The sequence below is a fragment of the Bacteroidota bacterium genome (genome assembly GCA_034723125.1).
In the GTDB taxonomy this organism is placed as follows: domain Bacteria; phylum Bacteroidota; class Bacteroidia; order CAILMK01; family JAAYUY01; genus JAYEOP01.
In genome coordinates this window covers 1-2499 of sequence record JAYEOP010000350.1, presented here as the reverse complement: position 1 = coordinate 2499, position 2499 = coordinate 1, and the positions used below count along the sequence as shown (strand labels likewise).

At 31.1% G+C, this 2499-nt stretch carries 3 protein-coding genes; all 3 read right to left on the bottom strand.

Going from position 1 to position 2499, the window contains the following annotated elements; genetic code table 11:
• Positions 1-152: 152 nt before the first annotated feature.
• On the bottom strand, positions 153-1082 hold the full coding sequence (locus tag U9R42_09535; GenBank protein ID MEA3496263.1) for an NgoFVII family restriction endonuclease: 930 nt from the start codon (positions 1080-1082) through the stop codon (positions 153-155).
• A gap of 12 nt (positions 1083-1094) precedes the next feature.
• The gene (dcm, locus tag U9R42_09530; protein ID MEA3496262.1) at positions 1095-2216 is read right to left on the bottom strand and encodes a DNA (cytosine-5-)-methyltransferase; all 1122 of its coding nucleotides are present in this window, start codon (positions 2214-2216) and stop codon (positions 1095-1097) included.
• Between the two features lie 75 nt (positions 2217-2291).
• Positions 2292-2499, bottom strand: a 208-nt coding sequence (locus U9R42_09525; GenBank protein ID MEA3496261.1) for a T9SS type A sorting domain-containing protein, incomplete at its 5' end; no start/stop codon positions are given.

The window sequence follows — 2499 nt, the reverse complement described above, 5'->3', positions numbered from 1 at the left end:
ACCTCCCCAAAGGCAACTTGATATAAAACTCTATAAAAAAATTATTGTTTGTGAAAACTGTGGTAGAGTTCTTATTGACCACAAACTTGGAGACAGCATTAAAGAAGAATTTAACAAGTAATTTATTAGACTTCTTTGTTATTGAATGTATTTTATTTTACTGATAAATCTAATAAAAATGTTTCATCAGTAATTTTTTGAATTGTAAAATCAGTTCGACCATATTTAATCAAATCTTCAACAGTTATGGGATGACCACTTGGAACTCCAATCCGATTTCTTATATAAATACCAATTTCACTATTATTCCTATTTGAGTGTATTGCTTTTCTACCTTCTTGAGCAATAGCACAATCAATTGATTTCCCATCATCTGTTAAAAGAGTGAAAGTAAATGCTTTTGGAGGTAAGAAATTTATTTTTCTTGCATCAGCTCTAATTGGAAGATAAGCCTGATTTGGCTCCCTACCTTCTTCGGGTCTTTGTCCCCAATTTAAACCCGATCTTTGTGGTAACCTTCCTTTTTTTGTTAAAAAACTGATTCTGACACGCTTATTTGGGATTTCCCAAAACACATCACCAGCCAATATGCTAGATTTCCTTACTGTAGAAATATCTACAATTTCAGGTATTCCTTCATGAACTGTATCTTGAATTCTCACAGATCGACTTAATAATGATTCGAAAAATGTTTTTATTTCTTTGGGATTTTCATTACTAATTTGATTGATTTGACTTTCGTAAAAAAAACCAGGCTGACTGTAATTTGCAGACCCTGCAAAACCAATAAATGCTTTACTTCCTTTATACCATCCATATATTTTTGAATGGACTGGCGGTTTTCCTTCTAAATAATATGCCCGAAATCTGTTAGGATAAATTTTGCATAATTGTTCAAATGCAACATGGTCGCTTTTCCGACCAGGCATTCCTATTATTAAATTGACAATTGAATTATTTATTTCTGATAAGTGCCGATTTGCAAAAGTGGCAGAAGCATAACCACTAACAGCAAATAATTCTGTAGCTCCCTTTTGTGCAGGTTCTATAAGAACTTTATTGAATAGTTTATTGACAAACATAATTCTACTTTTTTAGTTTTTGTGACTTTTAAAGTACTTTGTTTCAGCTTCCATTAAAACACCAAAGAGGTTGTGAGTATTTTTTACACGAATATTGGGACTAATAGAATCATATTTAATACCTGCAAATGTTTTTAAAACAGATTCAATAACAATTCTTGCACCTTCAACAGGTACTGCCATACCGATTTGTTTTCTAACGCTTTCTTTTGTTCCAATAAATTTAAAATCATCCGGAAATGTTTGTAATCGTGCCCTTTCTCTATTCGTTAAAGCTCTATTTTCTTCCCAATGATAAACATGTGTGCCACCTCCACCACTACCGGTTACAGTATAAGATGGCTTATTGGGATCAAGTCTTTTGTAAATTTGGCTAATTTTTGCTCCTTTAACGTTAAGTTTTAAATGACTTGGTAAATTAGCATTAAATGCATTTTCGCCAGGTTTTATATAACTTAATCTTTCCATTACAGTCTTTGACTGTTTAGTAAATACATGATTAAATGCATCTTTAAATATTGGTGGATTCTCAATTGCCTCTTTTGCTGTTTTTAATTTACAGTTCTTGATAATGGGAATTTTAAATTCAAGGGGGATATCTTCTCTGATACCAATTATTATTATCCGGTGCCTTGCTTGGGGAATTCCATATTCTTCAAATTTGTATAAATGTGGATATATCTTATATCCGGATAGTTGTAATTCGTCTAAAATTTTCTCAAAAGCTTTTCCTTCATTTGAATTTTTCAAGCCTCCAACATTTTCAGCAAGAAACCAAGACGGTTGAAATTTTCTTAATGCTCTAACGCCATATAAATAAAGTGGACCAAAAGTTCCGTTAATTCCTTTTTGTTCTCCTACAATACTAAAATCATTACAAGGGAATCCAAATGCTAATGCATCTATTTCACTTAAAGTATTAATATCTAAATCTCTGATATCTTGAGTAATTAAATGACCATTGCCGTTACAGATATTTGTATTGTATGTATTACAAGTATCTTCATCATAATCTGTTGCCCATTTATGGACGACACCATAATTATTGCCATTATGTTTGAAGCCAGATAATTTAGCTCCCAGTCCAATGCCTCCAGGACCACAAAATAATTCACCAAGTTTAAATACTGTCATAAAAATTACTAATAAAATATTTTAATTTAATTAATTTCAAATATATTTAAAACAAAAAATGAATACAATTTTTTATTACTCCAAAACAACAACCCTCTTAACCACAGGTTTTTCTCCAACAATTGTTTTTATAAAATAAATTCCGCTTTGTGTTGCGTCCCAATCAAATTTGTATGCTCCTGTAAAAAGGTCTTTATCACAAATATTTGATATTTCTTTCCCCAAAGAATTATACACTACAATTTTTACATGAGTTGTAGTTTTAATTCCAAGTTCAACGGTT